Genomic DNA, 20,039 nt, shown 5'->3' on the forward strand with positions numbered 1-20,039 from the left:
AGATGGGATCCAGACGACTTGGCCGTGCTGTTTACAGTGCTGATAAGTTCTTTCTCAGCTCCAGGAGCGGCTTAAACGGAAGTTGTCGGGTACTGAGCTGTGGAGGAGGCGATCAGGGAGGCGAACATACCGGACGCGCTGCCACCCGACCTTGAGGCGCGCCTTCAGTTCCTTGAGCGTCCGCGCACAGAAGTTCCCCAGGACGTTCCGCTTGATGTAAGCCCACACCAGTTCAATCGGGTTGAGCTCCGGAGCATACGGCGGGAGATACCGCAGGGACAGCCGTTCTTCACCCGCGACGAAGGCCGTGACGGCCTTCGACTTGTGGATGCCAGCATTGTCCAGCACCACCACGACCTCGCCTGGGACGTGTGTCAACACGTGTTGCAAGAAGCGAGTGACACCTTCGCCCTTGAAAGCCCCGTGTTGCGTGTGTTGCAGGAACTGTCCAGCACTCGTCACCGCACCGATGGTCGAGACCTTGTCCCAGCTGGCTTTTGCCAAGACGACGGGCGTCTGGCCGCGCGGCGCCCAGGTGTGCTTCACTGTGCCTTTCAGGCTGAACCCCACCTCATCCAGGAAGACCACCGTCGCTCCTGCGGCTCTTTTTTTTGATCTCGGGCAGGGTGGGTGAGCAGGACTGCGGCGGAGCGCGTCCTGCTCACCTCATCTTCCAGGAGGAAAAATGTCGAGAAGAGCAAGACTCAGTAAGCAGGTCTGCAGCACGCTACGCTCAACGCAGCCATCCACAAAAGGAGGCAGCTCACGTGGTACTGATCCGGTCCTATGCGCTGGCGGGTATGGTGGCCCCGCTCCTCTTCATTTCTCTCTTTGCCCTCGAAGGCTGGCTCAGGCCAGGCTACAACGCCAACCGGATGTTCGTGAGCGAGCTGTCCCTGGGCACGCGGGGATGGGTGCAGATCACCAACTTCGTGCTCACTGGACTGCTGGTGATGCTCTTTGCATACGGCGTGCACCTTCAGTTCCCCCAGCGCAGGCGGCCCTGGGCCGGTGCGCTTCTGCTCGGCATCATCGGGTTCAGCCTGATCGCCTCAGGCCCCTTCAGGACGGACCCGTCCGCGCTCTTCAATCAAATCAGCACGCACGGTCTCATTCATGGCTTGTTTGGCGCGGTGGTGTTCTCGCTGGCTCCTGTCAGCTGCTTCGTCTCTTTCAATCGCTTCCGACAAGACCCGGCCTGGCGACCGCTGGCAAGATTGACTCTTCTGATAGGACTGGTGCTGGTTATCACCATCGCCTTGTTGAAGTCGAGTCAATTTCCGCAAAGCCCAATGTATGACTGGAAAGGGTTGATCCAGCGCGTTTTTCTGGTGACGTTCCTGGCGTGGATCTTCGTCTTCGCTCAGCGGGTCTGGCGTCTGAGCCGCTCGGACGTGCGAGGCGGCATTCGCGTCGAATGACCGGACCGAGCTGTAGCTGCGCCTCGGCGTTCGTTGAGGCCCGTGATTTTCGGTGACGTCTGGGCGTGCACGCCTGGTTAAGCGGAGAAAGACCACCGCCCAGATATGTTAGGGGGCTACTTCTACCAGTTTGACGATCAGGAAATCATGCTGGCCATCTCCCGATGGCTTGGGCGGTGGCGGCTTCTTTTTACCCTGACTTCCGTCAACGCTTCCAGTACTGCTGGTCTGGCTCCCACCTTTCGGTTCAGCCAGCGAGGTTAAAGACATCAACACGGTGACAAACGCACCACAGATCAAGAGAGATCTTTTCATGATGGACCCCCTACCTCTCTACAGTACACCACGCGAGGAAACGCTCAGTTGACTCTCAGTCAAATCACTTGCGACGGAGCTCATTCTTGAAGCGGACACGGGTGGAGACTCAGGCCATGTGTCCGCTCTGCCAGCGCGGTACCCCAGAAGACGAGGCTACCCGCGTGGTCAGCCGCAGCAAAGCGAGGGGCTTCCAAGGTCTGGCGCTGGCGTTCAGGCGCACGCGGCGCCGAGGTTTGGAAAGGGGCACCCGCCCGGGCCAGCCTGCGTCAATCTCGCTGACGGCGTAGGACCCCAACTGGAAGTTACCCTCAAACCAGCCGTCTAAAACTTGACCCTGAGAAAGCACCCAGTGAAACGGGCGCTTTTCCGACGGATCTTCCTTTGGCCCCTCATCAGCACCGTTCAGTTCCAACAAGCACGAGAACCAACGGCGACAGCATTCATCACCTGGCACCACTCTTCAAGGGTAGGCGTAGGTCACTTCAATGTAGGGTTGGCTGCTCGGAATGGGGTAAGCACCGAGAGCGAATTCTACTGCATTGTTCATTGCATTAATAAATCCAGAAGAGTTCGGGTTGACATTCTGAGGCACGTACTCATCGCTCATTCGCAAGCGCCACTGGGACAAGCCGAAGAGTTGGGCAGCATGCTTGACGTCATAATCCATGAATGTGGTGACATCTGCCATCGGAGCAGAGCCGATTTCCATTGAGGGCTTGCTTTCCGCCGGAAGCACTTCCGGAGCCCCCCACAGAGCGGCACCATCGAACCACTTGACGGTCGACACATTCTGGAGCACCAGCGTATCAACCGCAGTGTGACCCCCGATGGTATGGATCATTGTCGTGTGGAGAATGGCCTTCTTCACTTGTTTCATCGAGGCCAGGTCAGGAAGCTTATTCAACGAGAATTGCAGGAGCATCCGCTCCACGACCGCGCCCGCGTCGTTGATTCTCGTTCCATCTTCAGCTCTCCCTTCATCACCACCGACCGCCTCCGTACCGACCCGAGCGGAGTAGGCACCGAAGTTCGCTGCATCACTATCGGTTACCCACAAATCCTTCTCCGGATCGCTGTACAGCTTCACGGTCTTCTCCCGCAGCACTCTGAAGCTCCCCCCCACATTGTCCGCGTGCGCCAACGCCTTTCCAGCAAGATCCAGCGCACCGGCCCCCATTCCCCAGAAGACCAGCGTTCCGGCCGGCACAGCAGAGGTGTACTGCATGGTCATGATGGTGCGAGCGGAATTCCACGTGAAGTGCTCAGCGGCGGCGTTGAAATCCGGGACGATCAGGGCAAAGGCGTGTTGAGTCGCCAGGGTACTCATGGCTTTGCTGAAGGTCACACTGACCGTGAACCCCGTGCTGGGCAAGCCAATTGCACCATTGGCGGGTGTCGACGCTGTGACGGTCGCCGGTGTGACGTTCAGGGGTGTTGTCGGTATGGTGTCGATCGGCTGAGACGTGCTGCTCTGTCCAGGGATGCCCTGCGCCGCGAGAGTCGCAGCGTGGCCACTGCCCGAACCAGGCGCGGGGAGGGTCGCGGTGCTGCACGCTGCCAGGCTGAGGGTCAGGACGAGAAGGGCACTGGTGAAACGAAAGGTCGAGAAACGGTCGGTCATATCTGCTCCTTGGTTCGGGGACGCCCGAAGGTGAACAGAGCGTATTGATCCGCCCGTAACCGCCGCGTTATCTGCGATTGAGAACCGGGCGGACGGGGCGTAACCGCTGAGGATCAGCGGGCTTACCTGATCTCTTACCCCTCAACGTTCCAAACGATGGAAGGTGCGCGGCTCGTGGAAAAGCCAACCGCAGATGCCGCGCCGCATCCCCTTTTCCACGAAGGGGGCCGACTATGAAGAACTCATCACACAACAGTCCAGTGGTGGCCCTGGCGTCCGCTGGGGCCAGTCCCGCACCAGTGCTCAGCAGGCAGAGCAGGTCGATCGGCGACCCGGCGGGCAGCGCCAGGGTCGAGTCCTCGCGGGTGCCCCAACAAGGGTTGTGGCAAGTTGTTGGAGACTGAGGTCCGGCGGAGGTTCCCAAAGGCAGGCTGAACCTCAGGCCGCCTGCCACACGGTTTCTTGCTACATCGTAAAGGCAGCCTGCTGGTGATGGCGACGGTGGCGAGCGGGAATGGTAGAGCGGGCAGGGTGGTGGAGATTCGTAATTCGGGCGTGCAGTTCGAGAAAGCCCTGTGCCCGTTGTCGTGACCTGAATCCCCACTGTTGCCGCTCCTGTCGCCGTGTAGGGCGATGGGACTGCTCGACCAGATTGTTGCATCGGGCAGTCGAGATGACCTGAACGTGCTCCACGGGGTGGAGCACGGGAAGCTCCCGAATGGCTGCACCGTAGCTCCACAGCTTGTCGGTGTGGATGACCTGCGGGACGTCGTATTCCCCCAGCAAACGATGGAAGAACGATGTGGCCGCCTGAGTATCACGGTGTTCCTGAAGAAAGACGTCCAGCACGGCTCCATGTTCGTCGACGGCCCGCCATAGCCAGTGTTTGATCCCGCCGATGTCCACGTGCATTTCGTCTAAGTACCACCGGGAACCCCGTCGGGGTTCCCAGTGGCGGAGGCCTTGAGCGTAGAGGTCGCTGAACTTGATGCACCACGCTCGGATGGATTCACGGGTGACGCAAATTCCTCGTTCCAGCAGCAGTTCTTCGACATCCCGATAGCTGAGGGTGAAGCGGTGATAAAGCCACACGGCGTAACCGATCACGGCAAGGGGAAATCGATAGCCAGGAAGTTTCTGATCGCTCAGCACCGCGTCACCTTACCTCAACAACTTGCCATAACCCTTCTTTGAGTTACCAGGAATCTCCGCCTCCAGAAGAGCTGTTGGAAGAATCGCTCCCGCTGCCTGAGTCTGAGCTGGACTTCGTGTCACTCGAATCCCAGCTGGTTGTGTCGAATCGTGGTCGACTGAGTTGCCAAGTGAAGGGCAGCAAAGTCGGAGGTCGTTATAGGAGGCCCGCCCGGCGTCAATAAGCCTCTGGGCGTGCTGAAGTGAACAGAAAACCTCCACGTTTAACAACTCGTCACGAAGTCGGGAATGGAAGTACTGCGCGGTCCCGGACCAGAGCCTTGACTCGGGCTGCATGCTCCTCATTGATGATCTTGCCCATGCCTTTTCTCGATCAATGCACGCCTGCTGAACGCGCCGATCTGCTGCAGCAAGCCTACGCCGCCGACCAGGACCTGCCCGGCGATCACCTCACCGACCCGGAAACCCGCCAGGCCCTGGCGCGCGCACTCGACCAGAGCGAGCGGCTCAAAGACCAGGTCGTCAATGCCTGGCTCCAGGACCAGTGGGGACTCGAAGACCCGCTGATGGACTGGCTCGACGCCGAGTTCCTCGGCTTCCTCGATGCCTGAGCACCGCCACTAGAAGAGGCCACCCTGCGCCGCCTGTTCCAGGCACGCAGCTGCGTGCGCCTTTCTGAGCAAGCACCGTGATCAGCCAAGTGGGCGGTCAGGGGGTCCGCTGCGCTTTCCAGGGCGTCTCTGGTCCGTGGGCCTTGTCTGAAGGCCTGCGCTGATCCGCCGCCCCCCTGGAGGCGCAGGCGCTTCAGGGGGGCGGCGTCACGGCCGCTTGGCGCGGATCACAACCCGCCAGACGGCTTAGGGCGTGGCGGCCACTTGGCGCAAGTCTTCTGGCGGCGTCCAGTGCAGACTGTCTTTACCCGGGAGCGCGCCGCGCCCCAATGCACTCTTAGCCGTTCTTTCGCCGCACAGCCGCCTTGCTGACCGGACGCTGTTTCCCCAGGCCTTGTCTTATGTTGACTTTGATTCATGAAGTGATCCAGAACCTCCTGACCATGCTTCACTCCGCGTTCGCCGGGCTGATGCACAACGACTTCGCCCAGGGTGGGTTGCTGCTGGCCGTGCTCGGTGCGGGTACGGCTTACTTGCGTCACTTGCCTTCCTCTCTTTTGGCCCGGCTGAAAGACCGTTTCACCCTCACGCTGGAAGTGCGCGGAGAGGATCAGGCGTACTTCTGGTTGACTGCCTGGCTTTCGGGTCAGCCTCAAGGCCGGAATTTGCGGCACCTTGGGCTGGTCACGCGGTACAACGAGCAGGCCGGCGGTCACAGCGTCTGTGTAGGTGTGGACAGCGACGGTGATGAGATCACGTTAAGGCTCATTCCTCTGAGCGGCACCATTGTGGTGCGCTACCGGGGGCATTGGATTCTGGCCCGGCCGAGCCGTGAAAAGCAGACAGGAAGTGACCAGCGTCTGCTGGGATACACCCAGACCTTGACGCTCCGTATGCTTTTTCCGGCGCGGGCTGTGTTGAGTGAGTTGCTCAGTGACGCTTACGCGGCGACCGCTGGAGCTCATTCCGGCAAGCTCGAAATTCATGTCCCCCAGTACAACGACTGGATCATGGCTGAACGCCGCTCGGCACGTCCGCTGGGCAGCTTGGTGTACGACGGTGACCTCCTCGAGGAGCTGAGGGCTGATCTGCAGGCCTTCGCATCGGACAAGACCTGGTACGCCGAGATGGGCATTCCGTACCGCCGGGGCTACTTGCTGCACGGTCCTCCTGGAAACGGGAAGAGCAGCTTGGTTGCAGCGCTGGCTGGTGAAGCGGGCCTGAACGTCTGTGTTCTGAATCTGGCGACCCCTGAACTCTCAGACGAGCGCCTGAGTGCCTTGCTTGCCAACCTCCCAAGACGCTCGATTTTGCTGCTGGAAGATATCGACGCTGTCTTCAAAGGCCGCGAGCCGCGCAGCACGGGTGTTCGGCTGAGCTTCAACGGTCTGCTGAACGCGCTGGATGGTGTGGCAGCGGGCGAGGGCCGACTCACGTTCATGACCACCAATCACCTGGGAGACCTCGACCCGGCATTGATCCGTCCAGGCCGCGCCGACCGTCATCTGTACCTGGGAAATGCCAGCACCGAGCAGATCGCTGGAATGCTGCACCGGTTTTTCCCAACAGCTGAGGGGACCGCTGCACTGACGGCGCAGGTGAATCCCCACAGCTTGAGCATGGCGCGGGTGCAGGAATTCCTGATCGCGCGCCGCGGCGACTGGCACAGCGTGCAGCGCGACTGGAGCGAACTGTGCCGCGAAGGCGAAGTTCCCTGCCCGACCAGGCTCCGCCTTCAGACAGCTTAGCTCCACCTTCAGGAGAGAAGAGCGAATGCTGACAGCGATGACGCCATTCGAAAGCGACTTTCTGTCCGTTACTCCATTCGCACACACTCTCCAGCAGGCGATCCTGGGGAGTTTTGCTCGACTCTGAATGGGGGCTACTAGATTCGCTCTAGCTGGACTTCCTGCCGACAAGAAACACAGTGGCAGAGTCTCAGGTCACCTGCTACAGTGCCTGGACCTGATGGTCGACACCGCCAATCACACGGTCCAGCAGGTTCGCGCCAAGAATGTGCTGATCGACTACAACGCTCGCAAAACCAACGGAACCCTGGACAGCAGCATGACTGCCCTGCTGGGTGTGGCCAAATCGAAAACCGACGAGGTCAAGAATCAGTTCGTCGCGAACCTGGGCGCAACGCAGATCCTGCGTGGACCCGGCAACACCGAATATGCCCTCGGCGACGTGATTGCCGACAGCCAGTTGGCAGCAACCAAAGCCCAGGGCGCGCAGATTGCGTTCATGAATCCCGGTGGGATTCGCGCGGACCTGCCGAGTGGAACGAACGTCAAGGCCAGCAACGCCGTGAACTTCGGCGACGTCTTCACCGTGCAGCCGTTCGGCAACACCTTAGTGGTCATGGACCTGACCGGCGCACAGATCAAGGCGCTCTTGGAGCAGCAGGTCAGCGGGAAGAACGCCGACACCAATATCAAGGTGCTGCAGGTCTCGGCCGGGTTCACCTACAGCCTGAACCTCAGCGCCGCCGATGGGGCGCGGGTGTCGAACGTCAAGCTCAACGGCCAGGCGCTGGAGGACAACGCCACCTACCGGGTGGCGATGAACTCCTTCCTCTCGACCGGCGGTGACAACTTCACGGTGTTCAAGGAAGGCAAGAACGTCGTGCAACTGCCGAACCTGGTGGACGTCGATGCGCTCGTCACCTACCTCAAGGCCAACGGCTCGACGCTGACCGGCACTCTCCAGAACCGCATCACGATCACCAAGTAATCTTCTACAGCTCAGGTCAGGGGCACTTTATGGCGGCCCTGACCTGAGCTACGTTCACGGTTGTGTTGCCTTAATTGGTTTGGGCTAGGCTGGATCGCCGTAACCGAATACAAGCCAGGCTGGCTGCTGGGCAAGGCGGCCTGCGTGATGACTTCGACCCCTTCCCGTGGTGTCGGAGAGTGGCGTGTCGTGCCGACGGGCCTGCACTCGGGCGTGCAGTTGAGCCGACATTGACCGAAGGTTGACCCAACGTTGAGGCGGTGTCACACCTGTAGAACTTGATGCAATGTGTCGTTGGCGGAGCATGACAGCCTCAGGATATGATCACTTTTCATCCTCACCTCTTCGTGCGCATTGAGGAACTCAACACGCCTCGTGCACCGCAACCCCGACCACTTGAAAACGGTTTCACGGCTGACCAACTCTACCGAGTGCTTGGCGTGGCGAACGCCAGCGAGTCGAGCGACGCGTTTTTCATTCTGGCCAACGACCGGGACGAGATGTGGTTCATCTGTCAGCGGCACCTCCGGTTCGGTGCTTTGAAGGACACCACAGCTCATCACCTGCCGTATCTGCATGCTCAAGCGGCAGACTGAGCTCCACCTGGACAGTCTGTTGAGTGTTTGTGTGAACTGAACGGACGTCAAGGCAGGCTGAGCGCCGTCGAAAGTGACGGCGAAGCGGTCTATGGAGTCAGTTGTGTTGAATCGCCCGTGAAATTCGATATGTATTGAGATCGAATATATAAATTTTTGGGAATCGATCCATCCAACCCTTTCTCACTCTCCCCTCCCCTATCCCAGAAATACCTTTACCAGGGCTGAACCCGGGATCAGCCACGGCAATTTCCGCTTTCCTTACGCCTCAGGAACTGGCAACTGCACTTAGATACAAGTCGTTCATCTTGATCAATGTGCATGTTCCGTTCGATGACGCACTCCCAGGCACGGACACCTTCATTCCCTTTGACGAGGTCAAGGGCAGTGTTCAACTTCCCCGTGACCATGCGGTTCAGATCGTCCTGCACTGCCGCTCTAGCCATATGAGCGCCATCGCCCGCGCCACCCTGAACAAATTGAGCGACGCTAAGATCCGCGAATTGCAGGGCGGCTTTGATCCCTGAAAACAGGCTGGCTTCCCCACCGCAGCCAGAGCAGAAGTTGAAGATGGGGACGGTTAACTGTCCAACAGCCGCCGCCTCGCCTCTGCTCAAGCTTAAGCAAACCAGAGGAGATGCAGGTCTCCCCTTTCGCACTTAACACGGTAGCCTTACCCCCGACTTACAAAGCGCTGGAAACAGACACAACCATCGTCAAGTGACCAGGAAAATCCTACCTATATATTCGTCCTGAGCTGGACGCTTCTTCTGGATGAGGTGCTCCCAAAAACCGGTCCGGGTCAGGATGGAGCCTCTGGCGGGCGTGAGGTGCTCCCAGTCCGCAAGGGGGCCGCTGAGTAGTCACTGCTGGAGTTGATTTCCAGGTTCGAGTTCATGGACTGCGAACTTACGCTGAAGAGCGTGAATTGAGCAAGCACCCCATATGGGGTGGTCAGAGGACCGTGATCTCTGGCAGCAGGACCTCACCTCGGAGCATCACCACGCAACTGCCGCCGACCGTAGTGCGGATGCCGTCCGGGGTCCGCCGTGCGGTGGTCCGCATCAAGCTCGGGCGACCCATCTCGACGCCTTGGACGATGTCCCAAGTGGCACTCTCAGTACCCGACAGGTGCAGCAGGAATCCAGCCAGCGGCGTTGCGGCGCTCCCAGTCGCTGCGTCCTCCCAGGTCCCAGAAAGCGGCGAGAACATTCGGGTGCGTAGCCCTGCACCTTCACGGCGATAGAGATAGAGCGACAGCTTGCCACCGAGTGCAGGCGTCACTGCCACCGCGTGGCGAAACGCTGCCAGGTCGGGCGTCGCCGCTGCCATCGCCGCAGCGGTGACCTCCATCAGCAGACGCGGGTTGCCACCATCCGCGGCGATGGTTGGCAAATGGCTTGTGGTTACGATGCCGTCCAGCTCAATCCCCGCACAAGCTGCGGTGAGGTCAATCGGCAACTCGACACCGATATGAAGCGGTTGCGGCGCGGCGACGGTGGCTCCGACAACAACACCCGCGGCATCCGAGTCAAGGTGGACCTCGACCAGGCCGGCGAGCTCTTCGAAACGCAACATCCTGTCTCGCGCCCGGTCCGCCAAAATAAAGCCGGTGCCGACGTTGGGATGACCGGCAAAGGGCATCTCGGCGGTGCGGTTGAAGATCCGGACGCGTGCAGTATTCACGGGGTCTTCGGGTGGGAGGACGAAGGTCGTTTCGGACAAGTTGAACTCGGCTGCCAGCGCCTGCATTTCGGCATCTGACATCCCCTGCGCATTGGGGAAGACCGCAAGCGGGTTGCCGCCGAAGTGCCGATCAGTGAAGACATCCATGGTGACGAAGCGGTAGGAACGCATCAGTGAGCCGCCAGCTGTGCCCGGCGCTGTTCTTGTCTTCCCCCGGTGATCATTCTCCCCTACTCCTCTGCCAGCACCTGTTAATGGTTGTCATTGCGCTGCCCGGATTGATGGACGTTCCCACCACTATCTTGCTGGCTGGCTGTTCAACGGAATCGGAACAACTCGGGTTATACGGTAACCAAGTCAAATATTGGAAGCTCAATGCTCCACTTTCAGCGGTTATGTTGCCTTAACCGGGTCGGGGTAGGCTGACCCGCCGTGACCGACGCCAAGCCTTACGGCCACCGCTTCCCCATGACCATCATCCAGCACGCCCAGAAAGCTCTACCACTGATTTCCCCTGAGTTACCGAGACGTGCAGGAATTGCTCCACCAGCGCAGCATTCAGACGAGTCATGAGACCCTCCGCGAGTGGTGCATAAAATTCGGACCCCTCTTCGATGAAGACCTGCGCCACACGAGGTGTGTACGAGCGTCGATGGCGTTCGACACTGGCTTTGGAGGGCTGTGGACGAGTAAGGGTTCGTGCTCGACATTTTCCTCCAGCGGCATCGGGACACCGAAGCGGCGAAGACGTTCCTGACCCGACTCCTGGGAGAATACGATGTCCCAGAGGTCATCCATACCGATCAGCTCCGCAGCGACGGAGCCGCGATTCGAGAGATCCCGAGCTTGGTTAACGTCGACCACCAGCAGGTGATCTCCACAGCCAGGTGTAATAACGTCATTGAGCAAGAACATCGATCTACACGGCGAAAAGAGCGAAGTCAGCAGGGGTTCAGGCGACGGAAACGCGCTCAAGAGTTCCTGAATTTGCACGCCCGAGTGACCAATCTCCACCATCATTCCCGAACCAGTGTCTCCACTGCAGAAAGAAGAAGCAGTCAGAAGCAAGCGCTCCAGGCGTGGTTAACCGTCGCGGCAGGGGTGGCCTGAAGTTCAGGCCACCCCTGCCCTCAGCCTGCCGCGGGCGTTAAGGCAAGACAACCTTCGAGAGCCAGCACGGCTGCTTGAGGGTCTTAATACCAGCGTTGCAACGCTCCGGGGTCCTGAGCCGCCGTCTCAGCCAGGTGCTGGAACAACAGTCCTTTGAGACCCATCAGACCGTTGTCTCGAAATCTTCTCATATATGACATCCAGCCATCCATATGGAAATCAGTACATAGCGTTTTCTGTGTGGCTGCCGATGGTTCCCCATCGGCAGCACTGCTTATCGAAGGCAGGGTCGAACGCATCCAAGGCCATAGACATCGACTCCAAGATGAGACAGACATCCATGGCAGCCTTCTCATATATGACATCCAGCCATCCATATGGAAATCAGTGCATCTAACTGCCTGTCAGGTAACGTGTGAGTTCCTCACGCCAGGACGGGTTGTCGGCCATCAACTCAAACATCGCCTCCATAACCCTGGATTCGCTGGCAGGCCAACCATCACGTTTGAGTTGCCGAACATAATCCTCGAGCAGGTATTTTGGTTCCAACCGGACTTTGTGGCCCAGAGGCGCAGTTGGTTCACCCCGGGGAAAACGGCGCAGGAGGTAGGGGCCGCTAGGCCGTTCTACGGCACTCGATATTGGTACAACTGGTTCCCAGGTCGTCGCATCTTCTTTAGGGGACGAAACAGCAATTTTGAGCGGTGCTTGAGGTACAGATGACGGTACAAGTGCCGCCGCCGCCACGGAAGACTCTGGATTGTCCTGATCTGTCACCGGATCAAGAAAGCCAAAACGCCGTTTTGACATCAGCACACCTCCACAGTGAGGCTCAAGAGATCGGCCCAGGCATTTTCCGAGCGCGCGTCATGGACGTCGCGTACCAGAACGCCCTGTTCGTAAGCCCGCTGGTGCGCGGCATAAAGACGGACGACCGTTTCACACACCTGAATACCGCGGGCGCGCAGGTCGTCACGGGCCTGTTGCCCTACGGTCCCGACAGGCGGCGCTTTGGTGATAATGACCCGCACCCGATGCATATCTCCGCCCGCCTCATTCAGTTTGTGCCACAACGCCAGCGTGGCACGCAGCTCAACACCATTTGGGGCCGTAGGAATCAGCACTGTGCTGGCCCCTCGGGTGAGGGCGAGCATGGCCTCAAGATCGGGGCGTCCCTCGGTGTCCAGCACCATATACCGCGTGCCCTGCGGCACCCCTTCTTCTTCACCAACCACCTGGACAGGGAGCTTTGCCCTCAGTGCCCAGTCACGACTGGTCCCAATCTCAACATCAGCGTCCATCAGGGCTGTGGGCCCACGCATCGCCAGCACACCAGACAACCCTACCGCGAGAGTCGATTTGCCAACTCCGCCCTTCGAACTGGTCAAGGCCAAAATCATCGTTTTTTCCATACCTGCAGCAGTCTGGCATACTTTCAATCTGTTCTGATTTTTGTATGTATGGATGTCCAGATGGTCGCATGTCAAAGATGAGAAGTAACACTCGACATACGGTCGCCCATCAGCGTTCGTTCTCTCGGTTGAGAAGCTCCTTGACCTGCAGAACAAAGCCCTGGGCATCGAGGTTGGCCATTGCCTGAGCACCCTGGCTGAGCAGTTCGGCTGGGTCAAGATCACCCCGCGCGACCTTCTGACGCAAAACATCGAGCTCCGTCACACTGAATTTCCTCGGATAGAGGAGAGTCAGCCGAGCCAAAACTGCATCACTGCGTTGCTCCGGCGTTTTGCCCAGAAACTCTGTTTCGAGTTGGGTCCGGGGATCTGCCAATAACTCTGCTGGCTTTGCCCTACGCACCCGGATTGAGTGGTCAGATGCTGCGGTGACGGCAAGCGGATACTGATCCGGATTTCGGATCAGATGCACTAAAGCGTGAGCTGGGGTCTTCTTCACGACAAGGACACCAGTACTGACCAGACGCTCAAATCGGTCGATGAGCTCGAGGAGCAGCGTCTTCGGGTAGTCATTGGCCAGCTGCCGCGCCACGCCATCCACCACACCATGCTGACGCAGACGTCGGATCAAGGCGGGATCGAGGGGCGTGAACGCCGGATGGAAATCGTAACGGATTCGCTGTGATTTGCCGCGGCCCAGGTAGGTCACTTCACGCAGGTAGCCTCGTTTGAGCAGTTCCTGGTGTGGGCCTTCCAGCGCGCGGCGAATATTCCCTGGAATGCCATTGGGGATCTTGCATTGATCGGCCCAGGCCATCACGTTCACCTCGAAGCTATTGACCACCTCATCGAGTTTTTCGGGATTGACCCGTACGGCATCCAACACCCGGAAGAGAATACGTGTCCGTGGCCGGGACAACGAGTACATGAACGCAAAATCCAGGGGTTTGGTATAGCCGCTGCGCAAACTCGAAACGATCGCGTCGGCCAGCCGGATGCGAACAATGGTGCGTTCGTCGAACGTGCCAGCTTCACGCGCCGAATAATCGAGGGATTCGATGAAGTGAAACTTGGCATGCGTCCAGCGGCTGTTAGGATGGTCACGCCACCCCCCACTCACGGTGTAGGAAGCGGAATGCAGCCGTTCCAGGCTCTGACGCAGCATAGCGTAGTAGGTACCGCCGCTATGAAAAGAACACAGCTTGAGCAGCTGGGTCGCGCTGAGTTCCAGCACACCCGTTTCCGGTTGTCCCAGGCTGTTGAAATGATCGATCAACGCTGCACTGACGTCATTATCAATGCCATGCGGAACGCCCAACTCAGGCAAGGCCTGACAGCTGATTTTCACAATACGGTCGCCATCCTCGAACGTGACGGCCCATTGACGCTGACTGGCGATCTGGTCGAGCGCAACAATCAGGTTCAATCTGGAAATATTAAGATCATCAAGTCTGAGATTTAGAGAATTTGACATCGGCGACTCCTTGCTGTTTGAACAAGCTTACCTTTTCTGGATAAAGATCTTTTGTTCTAAAAGATTGATTGAAACACCACCAAAGGAAATGCAAGGAGTGCGTCCCAGACGAGGTGATTCCGCCGGATCGCTCAGGTATGACGTCCAGAATCGCTCAGGTATGACGCCCGGTGCACGGTCAAATCGCTCAGGTATGACGTAAGTATTCTCGGTGATCACTCAGGTATGACGTCCAGAATCGCTCAGGTATGACGCCTGGAATTGAACGTCATACCTGAGTGGTTAAGGCTGTTTCACTCAGGTATGACGCCCAGAGAGCCCTTTGAATCGCTCAGGTATGACGCCCGGTGCACGGTCAAATCGCTCAAGTATGACGCCCGGTGCACAGTCAAATCGCTCAGGTATGACGCCCAGAGCATGGTCAAATCGCTCAGGTATGACGCCCGGGGAAGACGAATTTGCTGTTCGAGCCGGGACCTGCTGGGTTCCAGAGTGAGAGAGGGCGGTACTTCAAGCAGGTCAAATCAGGATTCAGCGTCTCCACGCTCACCAGCCAACAAGTTCGTCTTTGAGATCATCTGAGGGGAGTTCAGCGTAGCCCTTACGGGTGGTGTCTACGCTCTCATGCCCGAGATGGGCCGCTACCCGAGCAAAATCCCTCACTTGCCTGAGTAGCCGGGTCCCCGCGTACTTGCGCCCCGGGTGAAACCCTCGAAACGGTACCCCAGCTTGTTTGAAAGCTTTCTCCAGATGGTACTTGGCCGCCATATACGTGTTGAAACGAAACACCCGTTCGCTGGTCGTTGCCCGTTTGCCATCGGTGTGGTTGGGTCCGCCGGGACCGTACTGCATCCGGTAAGCGCGGGTGGCCCGGGCCAGGCTGGTGCTCATCGTCACCACCCGACTTTTACGGCCCTTACCACTTCTGACGAGGATGCGGCGGTTCTGTTCGTCGAGGTCGTTCCATTCCAGGTCGAGTGCTTCACGGATGCGCAGTCCAGCGTGCGCGGTGAGAAACAGCAGAAAGCGCATCTGGGTGTCGCAGTATTCGAGGACATCGGCAATGTTGTCTTCAGTGTACGGTGGACGTTTGACCAGACCGCTGGTGCGGTCCTTGGGCACCCGCACGTCGCGGAACGGATCGGCTTCGGTGGCCCCGGCCCAGCGTAGGGCACGGTAGAGCGCGCCCGCGGCGGCAACCTTGAGCTGTACGCCAGCCGGTTGACGGCCAGCGGCCAGCATCTGGTTGACGTAGCTCTGCGCGTCGTGTCGTCCGGGCCGCAGGATGCTCCAGGCCTGTTCGGTGGTGTGCTCGACGAATTGCCGGACGCCGAGCTGATAGGCCTCGATGGTGCGTGGACTGGTCAGCACGCCCGCACCGCCACCGTGGACCAAATACGCAACGGTGAGGGCCTGAAGTTCAGCGTTGTCTTTTTCGCCGGCGGCTTTGACGGCCCGCCGGCGCAGTTCGTCATCGTGGAGACCGGTGAAAGTGCGGCTTTGGGCCAGAAGATCGCCACGGTAGTGGTCCAGGGTCACGTTGTCTATCTTATACCTAAGCTGTTTTAGGTAAAGGAGATTGCGATTGAGCATTCAGATTGCTACGCAGGCTGACATCTTTGAAAGGTTGCGTTACGGTACATGCCGCTGACGGGCAGACCTCCTGGAGGTTCAGGCGGCGGTCTTTGTTGCTCTGTGCTCAATCCCTATTGACCCTGACCAGGAAACGCCACCTGACCGTTGTTCTGCTCCGCGGCCATCCACCTGCGAAGCGAAGAGACTAGATCCCCAAATCCTGAGCGGTGCTGGAAATGTTGCTGCTTGTTCGGGCGAGTTGCACAACATCGCGTTTGAATTCAGTAGTGTGGATTTTTCGGGTTTTCATTATGGTGCCTTTTATAGTCAAGGCTGATCTCCGTCGACACAAAACCGGGTCGCTCTCACACCTCCCGCACACCGGCCAGATGACGCTGCGCTCCAGCGGTCCGGTCGTTGTGGCCCGAAAGTGAGTCGTGTGGAAGCCAACTTTACGGCACAATGAGCTGGACCATGGACCGCGAAAAGTTCTACACTGCTGCCGACTATCTTAAGACGCGCTCGGAGGATATCCAGAATCACGAACGTGGCTACAAGGTACCCGGCGTGCCCAAGGTACGCACGCATCTGCAGGCTTTTCTCGATGGAACGCTCCAGGAACGCGTGGACGTGCTTGGCAGGGGTGCCCTCGATCTGCTCGGCTGGCAGCTTCAGGATCCACTCAACGAACTCGCAGCAGTCGCCCCGGCGGAGTTCCGTGCGGCGCTTGGGGCGCTCTGGGCCTCACCGCTGCGTGCCGAGCAGGCTGACACGTTCTGGGCCATCCTCGACCCAGCACTTGACCGCCTGAAGCCCAGGAAAAGCAAGGCCTTCAACGGGATAGGCGCGCGGACCACAGTAGTGTCTTATCTGCTCTACGTGGCGGATCCGACCCGCTTCCCTTTTTATATGCCCAGCTACGGCGGAAAAGCCATCGATTATCTGTACAGCAAGAGCAAGCGTGAGAAGCTCGACGATGGGTCCCCCGGTGTGCTGATGCGGGCGTACACGCAGCGCTGCACGTATCTGTTGAGAGAATTTCGGGACGCGGGCGTCGGGTTCGAGGACATGATGGATCTGCACAGCGGCCTGCACCTTCTGGCGCGAGACTTCCTGAAGGCAGGTCAGGCCTGACATTGCAACTCGCGCAGAGTTGCCGGCAGATACTTGTCTATGGTTCGTGTCCTGAAAGACGATTTCAGATCGCTGGGGGAACGGGTTTATTGTCTTCATGCTGTGGAGTTGACATAGCTCTTCTCAAAGCGGCGAGCAGAGGACGCTGGAAGATGTTCACGCCCCATCCCACGCCCAGTTGAAGAAAATCATTCGACACCCGCTTGCTCTGCTCGGGAGGCTCGAACGTGAGGATGGTCGACACGAGCAGTAGGGAGAGGGCGGGCTTGCGTTTTGTTTTCCTCAGTACCAGCTCGCCACACCGCCGTGGTGGGAGCAGGTGCCGCGCCGGTGGGCGCTGAAGCTGTCGCTGCCGTCGCGCCACTGGGCAGAGGCACCCTCAGGCTTGGTGTCGGCCATGACGGGGCGCTGGATCTGCTGACCGTCCACATTGGTGTCGGTGCCGTTGGTGGTAGGCGCAAAGGCAGGGGAGGGCGTGGCTTTCAGCGCCAGAGTCGTCTTCGAGACGTAGCCTTGCTTGCCGCTGTAGGTGACGACGTTCACCCGAGTGGACCTGGGGATGCTCGTCAGGACCTTCGCGCTGGCACTGGGACCGCTGCGGAGATTGGCGTTCGTGGTGGTCGTGGCCTGGAGGTGGAGGGCGAGAGAGAAGGTAGGGCGTACAGCACCGTGGAAAGGCGTTCACCGCGGAAGTCAGCGAGCGCGAGGCCGGCTTTCTTGGCGGCGGCCTCAGTGGGATACATGTGGAGGCGTACTGATCATCCTTTCGGTATGCAGGGGCCGGTGAGCACTGCTCCAGCAGCTCGACTGTCAAGCTGAGGTATACCCTAATCTGGCTGTCAGTCGAGAGGAATTTTCGGACGATAAACACAGCCTATCTCGGCCCAGTTTCGGTCAACTCATGACAGTCTAAGACCTCAAGTTGACACTTGGCACGACACCGACGACCCTCTTCGAATGCCTCTGCGTAGTACCGTTGACACTGCGTGTTTATTGCCGGTGGTTCCTATCAAAAAAGGGCTCAAGTGAGATCGAGCAGCGTCACGAGTACTCGCGTGCCGTCCTCCAGTGCTTGGCTGGAAAAGAAGCCATCTGTCTGAGCTTGGCTGACCTCACCTGCTGAGAGTTCGTGCAGCTTGCCGTCCACACTCAGGCGCAGTCGCCCGCACAGCACAGCGACCACCACCGCCTGACCAGCATGGGTGTGCGGGGGCAGCCCCTCACCCTCCCGGTACTCGAAGAGCAAAGCGCGGCCTCCAGGAGCTTTGACGAGAACCTGTGGAGCAGCAGGACGGATAGCATCAGTGGTCATGGGGAGAGCCCTCTGGGGAAGTGTTCTCTCGGGAAGGATGGGTAAAGCGCTCCAGGTTGGGGCGCATTCGTCGGGTCAGGGTAAGCAAGGCCTCGGCTTCGGGCGGCTCCAACTGCTCACGGAGGGTCTCCTCCCACAGCGCCAACCACCGGTTGAAATGCTCCGGTGCGATGCCCAGGCCCATGTGTGCCGCTCCCGGCTGCCCCCGGTAGGTACTCGGCCCCCGGTCACCGCCCGCCAGAAGCCCTCCAACCGGGTGATGTGCACCGGCCAGCCCGCGCGTGGAAATGGACCCATCCTCCGGGTAAAGACCGGGCCGAGCAGGTCATCGGCTGTCGCCCTGGCGTAAAAAGCCCACAGCACCCGCCGCAGCCCCTCCTCGCCGACGCGGACAAAGAGGTTCCCTTCCGGCGTAAGCGGCAGTGTCATACGCTCACTGAGCCGAACCGTGCCCGTGCATGGGGCAAAAGAGCTCGGTTCTCCTGAGCACTGTGTTGAAGGGTTTCCAGTTCTGGCCGTACCCTCATTCCATTCCCGTATCCCATCATTGAGCCCCCATGAAGTGAACTGTGCGGCGCAGATGTGACGAGAGAGCCTGGATTCGCTCATCCCAGCGAGCTGGGACCCGGGGATCGGAAGGGTCGTTATAGGGTGGCGTCCTGATAGACAGGCTGGTGGTCAGTGCTCAGCTGGGGGGCTACCGCCGCAGGAGCCTGGATCAGCAGCACCGGAATCTTCACCTGACGCAGCACCGATTCCGCGACGCTGCCCAGGAAGAGGTGGGCCAGACCACTGCGGCCATGCGTGCTCATGACCAGCAGGTCTGCGCCGGTCCGTTCCAGCTCGTGCACGATCGCCTGCTCAGTTTTCAGGTCTTCCCGCTCAAAGCGCACCACCTGGGTCTTTTCATAGTTGAGCGCCTTCAGCGCGTGTTCGAGGAAGTGCGCGCCTTCCTGCACCAGCCGTTGATGTTCTGCCGGGTAATCGAAAGCGTAGATGCCCTCTGCAACGATCACCTGTGGTGGCACGATGTAGAGCAGCGTCACGGCGCTGTCATACTTGCGGGCGAGGTCGGCAGCGAAGGGCAGGGCGAGGTGGCTGAGGGCACTGCCGTCGGTGGTCACCAGGATATGGTTGAACATACGGTTCTCCTTGTTGCCATGGCGTCAGGCTGGGCGTCTGACGTTACCGAACCATTACGACTCAGCTGCCCCTGTTCTCATCCATGGGCGGTGTGGTTGTGTTCAGGACTCTATTTATCCTGATGGGCAGGGAGTAGGATCAAACCAGAACGGCGTGGAAGCCGCTGTGCGCGTTCTCTTCTTCTTTCCAAAGGGACCGCATGCCTACTTTGAAGATCGTTACATTCGGGCAGACCCGGGTCACGCTGGATGGACAGGACATCGTTTGGCATGCTTCCAGCGCCCGCGACCTGTTTTTCTACCTGCTCTCCTTTCCAGAGGGGCGCAGCAAAGGGGATGTGGCCCTGGCCCTCTGGCCCGGCGAGGAAAACGAGACGGTCGCGAGCAACAACCGATTCCGGGTCGCGCTGCACCGGGTACGCGCGGCTCTAGAAGATTCCGATTCAGTCGTCAAGGAATACGAGCGCTACCGGTTGAGTCCAACGGTACTGGCGACCAGCGACGTGTTCGCCATGCAGTCCGCTCTGCAGGACGCTCAGGTCGCTCTCTCTTCACCTGCTCATGACGTCCAGGCCGCCCGTGAAGCCCTCCAGCGGGCGGTGGACCTGTATGGCGGTGAGTACCTGCCTGACGTTCGCAGCGACTGGGCCCGCACCGCCCGTGAGGAATACAAGAGCAGCTACGTGCGCGCCATGCTGGAATTGTCAAAGCTGCACTATGACGCTGGGGAAAGCAACTT

The 20,039-nt window shown here is 59.3% G+C and carries 21 protein-coding genes and 3 pseudogenes; 10 read left to right on the plus strand and 14 right to left on the minus strand.

All coding sequences use genetic code 11. The features are described from left to right. Positions 1-54: 54 nt before the first annotated feature. Positions 55-628: pseudogene (locus GUI70_RS24095) on the minus strand (IS630 family transposase); the annotation flags it as partial. 139 nt (positions 629-767) lie between these two features. On the opposite strand from GUI70_RS24095, the gene GUI70_RS20950 reads away from it, so the two are divergent. Then, positions 768-1,421 carry a DUF998 domain-containing protein gene (locus GUI70_RS20950; RefSeq protein ID WP_161884232.1) on the plus strand — a complete coding sequence of 218 codons (654 nt, stop codon included), beginning with the start codon at positions 768-770 and terminating at the stop codon, positions 1,419-1,421. Positions 1,422-1,529: 108 nt separating this feature from the next. Here GUI70_RS20950 and GUI70_RS20955 read toward each other — a convergent pair whose 3' ends face one another. Continuing rightward, positions 1,530-1,736: a hypothetical protein gene (locus GUI70_RS20955; RefSeq protein ID WP_161884233.1), complete on the minus strand. Its 207-nt coding sequence runs from the start codon at positions 1,734-1,736 to the stop codon at positions 1,530-1,532. Between the two features lie 463 nt (positions 1,737-2,199). Further along, positions 2,200-3,360 (minus strand): Ig-like domain-containing domain, encoded by a 1,161-nt coding sequence (locus tag GUI70_RS20960; RefSeq protein WP_161884234.1) that lies wholly within the window; start codon positions 3,358-3,360, stop codon positions 2,200-2,202. Positions 3,361-3,593: 233 nt separating this feature from the next. Here GUI70_RS20960 and GUI70_RS24650 point away from each other — a divergent pair, with 233 nt between their 5' ends. Further along, positions 3,594-3,764: a hypothetical protein gene (locus GUI70_RS24650; RefSeq protein ID WP_237725089.1), complete on the plus strand. Its 171-nt coding sequence runs from the start codon at positions 3,594-3,596 to the stop codon at positions 3,762-3,764. Between the two features lie 61 nt (positions 3,765-3,825). On the opposite strand, the gene GUI70_RS20965 is transcribed toward GUI70_RS24650, so the two are convergent. Continuing rightward, a complete protein-coding gene (locus GUI70_RS20965; protein WP_438503505.1) occupies positions 3,826-4,512 on the minus strand; it encodes an IS6 family transposase in 687 nt (228 codons plus the stop codon). 359 nt (positions 4,513-4,871) lie between these two features. Here GUI70_RS20965 and GUI70_RS20970 point away from each other — a divergent pair, with 359 nt between their 5' ends. The 5 genes from GUI70_RS20970 to GUI70_RS20990 all read left to right on the plus strand — a co-directional run bounded on the left by GUI70_RS20970 (position 4,872) and on the right by GUI70_RS20990 (position 8,982). Continuing rightward, entirely contained in the window at positions 4,872-5,123 is a 252-nt protein-coding gene (locus tag GUI70_RS20970) for a hypothetical protein (RefSeq protein ID WP_161884235.1), read from the plus strand. A gap of 443 nt (positions 5,124-5,566) precedes the next feature. Next, positions 5,567-6,871 (plus strand): AAA family ATPase, encoded by a 1,305-nt coding sequence (locus GUI70_RS20975; RefSeq protein ID WP_161884236.1) that lies wholly within the window; start codon positions 5,567-5,569, stop codon positions 6,869-6,871. A gap of 220 nt (positions 6,872-7,091) precedes the next feature. Then, positions 7,092-7,859 carry a bifunctional metallophosphatase/5'-nucleotidase gene (locus GUI70_RS20980; RefSeq protein ID WP_237725090.1) on the plus strand — a complete coding sequence of 256 codons (768 nt, stop codon included), beginning with the start codon at positions 7,092-7,094 and terminating at the stop codon, positions 7,857-7,859. A gap of 320 nt (positions 7,860-8,179) precedes the next feature. Further along, positions 8,180-8,455 (plus strand): hypothetical protein, encoded by a 276-nt coding sequence (locus tag GUI70_RS20985; RefSeq protein WP_161884238.1) that lies wholly within the window; start codon positions 8,180-8,182, stop codon positions 8,453-8,455. 308 nt (positions 8,456-8,763) lie between these two features. Further along, entirely contained in the window at positions 8,764-8,982 is a 219-nt protein-coding gene (locus GUI70_RS20990) for a rhodanese-like domain-containing protein (protein ID WP_161884239.1), read from the plus strand. Between the two features lie 427 nt (positions 8,983-9,409). Here GUI70_RS20990 and GUI70_RS20995 read toward each other — a convergent pair whose 3' ends face one another. After that, positions 9,410-10,312 carry a PhzF family phenazine biosynthesis protein gene (locus tag GUI70_RS20995; RefSeq protein ID WP_161884240.1) on the minus strand — a complete coding sequence of 301 codons (903 nt, stop codon included), beginning with the start codon at positions 10,310-10,312 and terminating at the stop codon, positions 9,410-9,412. A gap of 261 nt (positions 10,313-10,573) precedes the next feature. Here GUI70_RS20995 and GUI70_RS21000 point away from each other — a divergent pair. Continuing rightward, a pseudogene (locus GUI70_RS21000) lies at positions 10,574-11,251 on the plus strand (IS6 family transposase). 393 nt (positions 11,252-11,644) lie between these two features. On the opposite strand, the gene GUI70_RS21005 reads toward GUI70_RS21000, so the two are convergent. The 5 genes and pseudogenes from GUI70_RS21005 to GUI70_RS24655 form a co-directional block, all read right to left on the minus strand. Beyond that, entirely contained in the window at positions 11,645-12,061 is a 417-nt protein-coding gene (locus GUI70_RS21005) for a hypothetical protein (protein ID WP_161884241.1), read from the minus strand. Beyond that, complete coding sequence (locus GUI70_RS21010) at positions 12,061-12,663, minus strand: ParA family protein (RefSeq protein WP_161884242.1); 603 nt, start codon at positions 12,661-12,663, stop codon at positions 12,061-12,063. Before GUI70_RS21010 ends, GUI70_RS21005 begins: the two co-directional genes overlap by 1 nt. Positions 12,664-12,772: 109 nt before the next feature. Further along, a complete protein-coding gene (locus GUI70_RS21015) occupies positions 12,773-14,137 on the minus strand; it encodes a replication initiator protein A (protein ID WP_161884243.1) in 1,365 nt (454 codons plus the stop codon). 546 nt (positions 14,138-14,683) lie between these two features. Next, entirely contained in the window at positions 14,684-15,676 is a 993-nt protein-coding gene (locus tag GUI70_RS21020; RefSeq protein WP_237725091.1) for a tyrosine-type recombinase/integrase, read from the minus strand. A gap of 170 nt (positions 15,677-15,846) precedes the next feature. After that, a pseudogene (locus GUI70_RS24655) lies at positions 15,847-16,022 on the minus strand (transposase); the annotation flags it as partial. 164 nt (positions 16,023-16,186) lie between these two features. Here GUI70_RS24655 and GUI70_RS21025 point away from each other — a divergent pair. Continuing rightward, on the plus strand, positions 16,187-16,846 hold the full coding sequence (locus GUI70_RS21025) for a hypothetical protein (RefSeq protein WP_161884245.1): 660 nt from the start codon (positions 16,187-16,189) through the stop codon (positions 16,844-16,846). A 282-nt stretch (positions 16,847-17,128) separates the two neighbouring features. On the opposite strand, the gene GUI70_RS21030 is transcribed toward GUI70_RS21025, so the two are convergent. From GUI70_RS21030 to GUI70_RS21045, 4 genes are all read right to left on the minus strand, one after another. After that, positions 17,129-17,389 (minus strand): DUF3761 domain-containing protein, encoded by a 261-nt coding sequence (locus GUI70_RS21030; protein ID WP_161884246.1) that lies wholly within the window; start codon positions 17,387-17,389, stop codon positions 17,129-17,131. A gap of 478 nt (positions 17,390-17,867) precedes the next feature. Beyond that, on the minus strand, positions 17,868-18,158 hold the full coding sequence (locus GUI70_RS21035) for a cupin domain-containing protein (RefSeq protein ID WP_161884247.1): 291 nt from the start codon (positions 18,156-18,158) through the stop codon (positions 17,868-17,870). Then, on the minus strand, positions 18,148-18,342 hold the full coding sequence (locus tag GUI70_RS24660) for a globin family protein (protein WP_237725092.1): 195 nt from the start codon (positions 18,340-18,342) through the stop codon (positions 18,148-18,150). Before GUI70_RS24660 ends, GUI70_RS21035 begins: the two co-directional genes overlap by 11 nt. A 460-nt stretch (positions 18,343-18,802) precedes the next feature. After that, positions 18,803-19,300, minus strand: coding sequence for a universal stress protein (locus tag GUI70_RS21045; protein WP_161884248.1), 498 nt, complete (start codon positions 19,298-19,300; stop codon positions 18,803-18,805). Positions 19,301-19,500: 200 nt separating this feature from the next. Here GUI70_RS21045 and GUI70_RS21050 point away from each other — a divergent pair. Next, the coding region (locus tag GUI70_RS21050; protein WP_272952915.1) for an AfsR/SARP family transcriptional regulator at positions 19,501-20,039 on the plus strand (539 nt) is incomplete at its 3' end.

It is taken from the genome of Deinococcus alpinitundrae, assembly GCF_009982895.1.
GTDB lineage: Bacteria > Deinococcota > Deinococci > Deinococcales > Deinococcaceae > Deinococcus > Deinococcus alpinitundrae.

Bases quoted from the DNA above. Each gene is read 5' to 3' on its own strand.
- GUI70_RS20980 (WP_237725090.1), top strand. From the start codon at position 7,092: ATGGTCGACACCGCCAATCACACGGTCCAGCAGGTTCGCGCCAAGAAT.
- GUI70_RS21035 (WP_161884247.1), bottom strand. From the start codon at position 18,158: ATGACCACTGATGCTATCCGTCCTGCTGCTCCACAGGTTCTCGTCAAA.
- GUI70_RS20960 (WP_161884234.1), bottom strand. From the start codon at position 3,360: ATGACCGACCGTTTCTCGACCTTTCGTTTCACCAGTGCCCTTCTCGTC.
- GUI70_RS20995 (WP_161884240.1), bottom strand. From the start codon at position 10,312: ATGCGTTCCTACCGCTTCGTCACCATGGATGTCTTCACTGATCGGCAC.
- GUI70_RS21010 (WP_161884242.1), bottom strand. From the start codon at position 12,663: ATGGAAAAAACGATGATTTTGGCCTTGACCAGTTCGAAGGGCGGAGTT.
- GUI70_RS20985 (WP_161884238.1), top strand. From the start codon at position 8,180: ATGATCACTTTTCATCCTCACCTCTTCGTGCGCATTGAGGAACTCAAC.
- GUI70_RS24660 (WP_237725092.1), bottom strand. From the start codon at position 18,342: ATGGGCCTGGGCATCGCACCGGAGCATTTCAACCGGTGGTTGGCGCTG.
- GUI70_RS20955 (WP_161884233.1), bottom strand. From the start codon at position 1,736: ATGAAAAGATCTCTCTTGATCTGTGGTGCGTTTGTCACCGTGTTGATG.
- GUI70_RS21025 (WP_161884245.1), top strand. From the start codon at position 16,187: ATGGACCGCGAAAAGTTCTACACTGCTGCCGACTATCTTAAGACGCGC.
- GUI70_RS21005 (WP_161884241.1), bottom strand. From the start codon at position 12,061: ATGTCAAAACGGCGTTTTGGCTTTCTTGATCCGGTGACAGATCAGGAC.
- GUI70_RS20970 (WP_161884235.1), top strand. From the start codon at position 4,872: ATGCCTTTTCTCGATCAATGCACGCCTGCTGAACGCGCCGATCTGCTG.
- GUI70_RS21015 (WP_161884243.1), bottom strand. From the start codon at position 14,137: ATGTCAAATTCTCTAAATCTCAGACTTGATGATCTTAATATTTCCAGA.
- GUI70_RS24650 (WP_237725089.1), top strand. From the start codon at position 3,594: ATGAAGAACTCATCACACAACAGTCCAGTGGTGGCCCTGGCGTCCGCT.
- GUI70_RS21045 (WP_161884248.1), bottom strand. From the start codon at position 19,300: ATGTTCAACCATATCCTGGTGACCACCGACGGCAGTGCCCTCAGCCAC.
- GUI70_RS20975 (WP_161884236.1), top strand. From the start codon at position 5,567: ATGCTTCACTCCGCGTTCGCCGGGCTGATGCACAACGACTTCGCCCAG.